Origin of the sequence: Methylophaga sp. UBA5088, assembly GCF_002414625.1 — a bacterium.
In the GTDB taxonomy this organism is placed as follows: domain Bacteria; phylum Pseudomonadota; class Gammaproteobacteria; order Nitrosococcales; family Methylophagaceae; genus Methylophaga; species Methylophaga marina.
On record NZ_DIAC01000126.1, the window covers coordinates 500 to 6168 of the forward strand.

Consider the following 5669-nt stretch of genomic DNA (forward strand, 5'->3'; position numbering starts at 1 on the left):
ACTTATCAAAGACCTTTGGTGATTTTACGGCGGTTAATCAGGTCAATTTTGAAATAGAGCGTGGTGAGATTTTCGGGTTCCTGGGTTCAAATGGTTGTGGTAAGACCACGACCATGAAAATGTTAACAGGCTTATTGCCGGCCAGTTCTGGTGAAGCACGATTGTTTGGTGACGTTGTCGATGCTAAAGATATCGCTATACGCCAACGTGTTGGTTTTATGTCACAAGGCTTTTCTCTGTATGAAGAACTGACGGTCAGACAAAACCTGGTATTACATGCCAGGTTGTTTGATTTGGCAAAAGCTTACCAACAACAACGTATTGATAAGCTGCTGAACGATTTTGACCTTAAACGTTATCAGGCTCATGTCGCTAAGGATCTACCATTAGGCATCCGTCAACGTTTATCACTGGCCGTTGCGATCATTCATGAACCCGAAATTCTCATTCTCGATGAGCCCACATCTGGTGTTGATCCGATTGCACGTGATGAGTTTTGGCAGATATTGATTAGCTTGTCACGAGAGCAGGGTGTGACCATCTTTGTCTCAACTCATTTTATGAATGAAGCCCAGCGCTGTGACCGAATATCGCTCATGCATGCGGGAACGGTACTTGCCACGGATTCACCCGACGCACTGTGTAAGAGCAAGGGGGGCGATAATCTTGAAGATGCGTTTATTGCCTACTTGACAGAGCAGCAAGTTGAAGAGAGTGATGATAGCGAGTTGTTATCCGATAAAGCGATGTCTAGCCAACAAGATAAAATCCATCATGGTGGTTTTTCATTAACACGATTACTCGCCTATAGTCTGCGTGAGGCTTTAGAAATTACACGCGATCCGGTGCGTTTGGTCTTTGCTTTTTTAGGGACGGTGATTCTGCTTTTTGTGTTGGGATATGGAATCAGCCTTGATGTGGAAGATATTCCCTTTGCGGTGATGGATAGGGATCAGTCTCCTGAGAGCCGAGATTACATTCAAAGCCTGGCGGGCTCGCGCTATTTTGAAGAAAAAAAGCCACTTTATAGTGACACTGACATGGATGAACGCATGCGAAGTGGTGAACTGGGTGTGGCTATCGAAATACCGCCTGACTATGGCAAAGATATGCGTCATGGTAAGCAGCCCAGTGTGGGTGTTTGGGTTGATGGTTCGATGCCATATCGTGCTGAAACGATCAAAGGCTATATGCAGGGCTTTCATCTTAGCTATTTGTCAGAACTCAGTATCAGAGAGTCAGGTATTCAGGTAACCCCTAGCTATCAGTTAGTGTCGAGGTATCGGTACAACCCTCAGGTTGAGAGTCTGATTTCAATGGTGCCTGGTGTGATGCCCATTTTATTGTTGATGATTACCTCAATGCTCACCGCCTTGTCGATTGTCAGAGAAAAAGAATTGGGATCCATCACTAATTTCTACGCCACGCCGGTCAATAGACTTGAGTTTTTATTAGGTAAACAATTGCCATACATCATTATTGGCATGATGAACTTTCTGATGTTGATGTGGCTGGTTTATATGGTCTTTGATGTGCCCTTAACGGGTAGTTTTTGGGCCTTACTGGTGGGGACTTTTCTTTATATTATTGTGGCTACTTGCATGGGGCAGTTTATCTCTGCCTTTACCAACACCCAGATAGCAGCCATCTTTCTGGCCATGATTAGCAGTATTGTGCCTTGTGTGAATTACGCAGGACTTATCAATCCGATTAACTCTCTTGAAGGCGCTGGCTATGTCATAGGGCATATGTATCCGGCCTCTTATTATTTGTTGATATGTCGTGGCGCGTTTACCAAAGGATTGGGTTTTGAGGAATTAACAGCTTTTTATTGGCCTATGATCATGGCTATTGTCGTCATCATGTGTCTGAGTTTTGTATTACTCAAGAAACAGGATCGCTGAATGAGTAGTATGAAAAATATTGTCAATCTTGGCGTAAAAGAGTTACGGACATTGGTGCAGGACCCCGTAATGGTGATGGTCATTTTGATCGCTTTTACATTGATGGTCTACTCAGCAGGCAAAAGCGTCTCAACAGAACTCCAGAACACACCCATTGCCATCGTGGATGAGGATCAATCACCGATATCTATCAATATTGCAGAGGCGTTCTATGAACCGCATTTTAAACCGGCAGAACAGATATCGCTCGCACAGATGAATCAATCTCTTGATACAGGAATGTATACCTTTGTATTAGATATTCCCCCTGATTTTCAAAAAGATTTATTAGCTGGTCGCCAGCCTGAAATTCAGCTGGCTATAGATGCCACCATGATGAGTCAGGCGTTTATTGGCGCTGGTTATATTAGCGAAATCATTGATAGAGAAGTGCAACATTTGCTGAAAACTACTAACACAGCGTCGTCAACAGCTGTGCAACAAATTATTCGCATGCGATTTAATCCCAATCTGAATAGTGCTTGGTTTAGTGGAGTGATGGAGCTGATCAATATGATCACTTTACTGTCAGTCATTCTGACAGGTGCCGCATTAATTCGTGAACGTGAACACGGCACGCTGGAGCATCTCTTAGTGATGCCCATTACACCTTTTCAAATTATGATCGCCAAGATTTGGTCAATGGGACTGGTGGTGCTAATCACCAGTACCTTTTCACTATATGTGGTTATTCAGGGCTGGCTGAATATGACTATTGCGGGTTCTATTGCGTTATTTCAGCTGGGCACCGCTTGCTTTTTATTCTCGACCACATCGTTGGGAATTTTATTAGGCACACTGGCTCGTAGTATGCCCCAGCTCGGTCTCTTATTGCTGTTATTGATATTACCTTTACAAATGTTATCGGGCGGCATGACACCTTTTGATAGTATGCCCGACATTGTTCAACATATTATGCAGTTCGCTCCGACCTCACATTTTGTCAGTACCAGTCAGGCTGTGCTTTACCGGGGCGCTGATTTTGCCATTATCTGGCCGGATTTATTGGCTAACTTAATGATAGGTAGTGTCTTTTTTTTGATGGCACTATTCTTATTCAGAAAAAGCCTGGCAACGGTATAAGCCCTGCTGTTAGTGACATGTAATGGACAAGTTTTTCAAGGTACTTCAGTATGTGTAGGTGTAGCGCATTGAGTTTGAGTCAAGGCCATAAAATTAAGTCTTAAAAAGATAAGGTTATGAAGCTAAGTTGTTTTCTGTGGGGCGCAAGTACTAACAGAACTCAGTAACAAGCCATAACCAAAGTAAGGAGGGGATAGACCATGAATTTAGAAGAGAAAATCTGCCAAAGCTGTACAGAAGACAATAATTTGGATTTTGACTTTACCATGGCCTTTCAACCTATCATTAATTGCAGCAATGAGACGATTTATGGGTATGAGGCTCTAGTCCGAGGTATCAATAACGAGTCGGCATATTCTGTAATCTCTCGAGTCAACGATAGTAATCGTTATCTTTTCGACCAGCTCTGCCGGGTGAAAGCTATCTCGCTGGCATCAAAATTAAATATTACTTCCATGCTGAGCATTAATTTTCTGCCTAACGCGGTTTATGTACCAGAACGGTGTATTCGCACCACCTTCGAAGCGGCAAAACAATATGATTTTCCCACAGAGAGAATCATGTTTGAGTTTACAGAAGTGGAAAAAATAGATGATACAGAACATGTCAAACGTATCGTTGATTATTATCAGTCGCTAGGGTTCAAGACTGCAGTGGATGATTTTGGTTCTGGCTACTCTGGTCTCAATCTGCTTGCTGACTTCCAGACAGATATCATTAAACTCGACATGGCGCTCATCAGACATATTGATTCGAATAAGGTACGTCAAGCTATTATCAAGAACTGTATAACCATGTTCGATGAGTTGAATATTACAACCTTGGCGGAAGGCATTGAAACCTATGAGGAATATGCCTGGTTACGAGATGCCGGAATTAAACTCATGCAGGGATATTATTTTGCGAAACCTGGTTTTGAAAGCTTACCTGAAATAGATCATGGGCATTACCGACAGGCCAGCCAATGATTCATGAGCGGGCTGTATTCAACAACAGTATATGTCCGCTAAACACAAGCATGAACGATTGCTTACATAGAGTACGGTCTCACATGCTCTCAACATAAAAAAACGCATGATAATTAAGAGAACTCATTACGATGATTAACTGGTTAGCCAATCTTGGTGATGTCACCCATGCTGTACAGTTGGCATTGACACCAGCTTTCCTTCTTACCGGCATGGCCGGTATTCTCAATGTAATGGCTAACCGGCTCGCGCGTATCATAGACCGAGCAAGAGTGTTAACCGATAAAATGACCTCAGGGAAGGAACTGTCTGAGCCTTGTCGAGAAGAAATAGCTGTATTGGGTTTACGCCGACGAGCAGCCAGTAATGCCATTACCATGTGTGTGTTGTCTGCTTTGTTAATCTGCTCCGTTGTCTCTGTGATGTTTTTAGAAGCCCTGCTTGATTTCAATTTACGTTGGATGATAGGCGCGTTATTTATGGGCTCGACGATGGCCTTGGTTATTGGTCTGGCTTTTTTTCTCCGAGAAGTGCATTTAGCCACACGCAATAGTTATAAGATGATTCCATCAATGCAAAATAAAAAGCATTGATAAAACTGGGGTAGTAACCAAGGTGGATATAGACAAGCAAAGTGTACTCCTTATGGTTTCAACTCCATTCTAATTAACATTGATTTATTGATAAGACTTGGCATCACTATGGAACAGGACGCAGTGGGATTAACGGACACGATCAGCATATTGTCGGCACAGATGAGTGAACTATGGGAGGCCACGATAAGGGTGATGCCTTCTTTTATTATTGGTCTACTGGTCTTTCTTATCTTCTTTTTACTGGCAAGGCCCTTTTCTGCTCTGCTGGTGCATCCCATTGCTTATATCAGTAGCAGTAATCTGGTTCAGAACGTGATCAGGCGCATTATCAGTCTATTTATTATCTTAGTCGGCTTGTATATCTTTCTGAATATTGTTGGTTTAACGCAGGCCGCACTCGCCATTGTCAGTGGTACTGGTTTGCTGGGTATTATCATTGGTTTTGCGTTCAGAGATATCGCCGAAAATTTCATTTCAAGTTTGCTGCTGAGTGTTCAACGACCCTTTTTAATTGGTGATGTCATCGAAGTGCAAGGGTTGAAAGGCGTTGTAAATAAGGTGACGGCCCGTGGCACAACCTTGGTTGATTTCGATGGCAATCATATTCAAATACCCAATGCGACCATCTATAAAAATGTGATTAAAAACTTCTCGGCGAATCCCTGGGTAAGAGGCAGTTTTATTATAGGCATTGCCTATGATGCCAGCATCCAGCAATCCAGGCAGACCATTTTGTCGGTATTAAATGAACAAAATGAAGTGCTAAAAGATCCTGAACCACAGGTGCTGATTGACTCATTAGGCTCATCCACGATTAATATCGTGATTAATTTTTGGGTCGATGGCCACCAATATGCCTTAAATAAGGTGGCTTCAGTGCTGATGCACAAAACCGTACGAAAATTGGAAGCGGCAGGTATCAATATGCCGGATGATGCTAGAGAGGTCATCTTTCCTCAAGGATTGCCTGTTGTGCAAACGGGGCAGCCACAAGCAGTGATGTCAGAGCCGTCTAGTACAAAATCTCCACATACTGACAATGCTGATGTGAGCACACAAGAACTGGCCAGTGATACACA

5 protein-coding genes are annotated in these 5669 nt (G+C 43.0%); all 5 read left to right on the forward strand.

The annotated features are described in order from the left end of the window. The coding region (locus B4K20_RS15550; RefSeq protein ID WP_289283612.1) for an ABC transporter permease at window positions 1-1904 on the forward strand (1904 nt) is incomplete at its 5' end. Beyond that, the gene (locus B4K20_RS15555) at window positions 1905-3026 is read left to right on the forward strand and encodes an ABC transporter permease (RefSeq protein ID WP_289283613.1); all 1122 of its coding nucleotides are present in this window, start codon (window positions 1905-1907) and stop codon (window positions 3024-3026) included. A 200-nt stretch (window positions 3027-3226) separates the two neighbouring features. Beyond that, window positions 3227-3994 carry an EAL domain-containing protein gene (locus tag B4K20_RS15560; RefSeq protein WP_289283614.1) on the forward strand — a complete coding sequence of 256 codons (768 nt, stop codon included), beginning with the start codon at window positions 3227-3229 and terminating at the stop codon, window positions 3992-3994. Between the two features lie 131 nt (window positions 3995-4125). After that, window positions 4126-4587 carry a DUF2721 domain-containing protein gene (locus tag B4K20_RS15565; protein ID WP_289244381.1) on the forward strand — a complete coding sequence of 154 codons (462 nt, stop codon included), beginning with the start codon at window positions 4126-4128 and terminating at the stop codon, window positions 4585-4587. 108 nt (window positions 4588-4695) lie between these two features. Further along, window positions 4696-5669: mechanosensitive ion channel family protein (locus tag B4K20_RS15570; protein ID WP_289283615.1), on the forward strand; the 974-nt coding region annotated here is incomplete at its 3' end.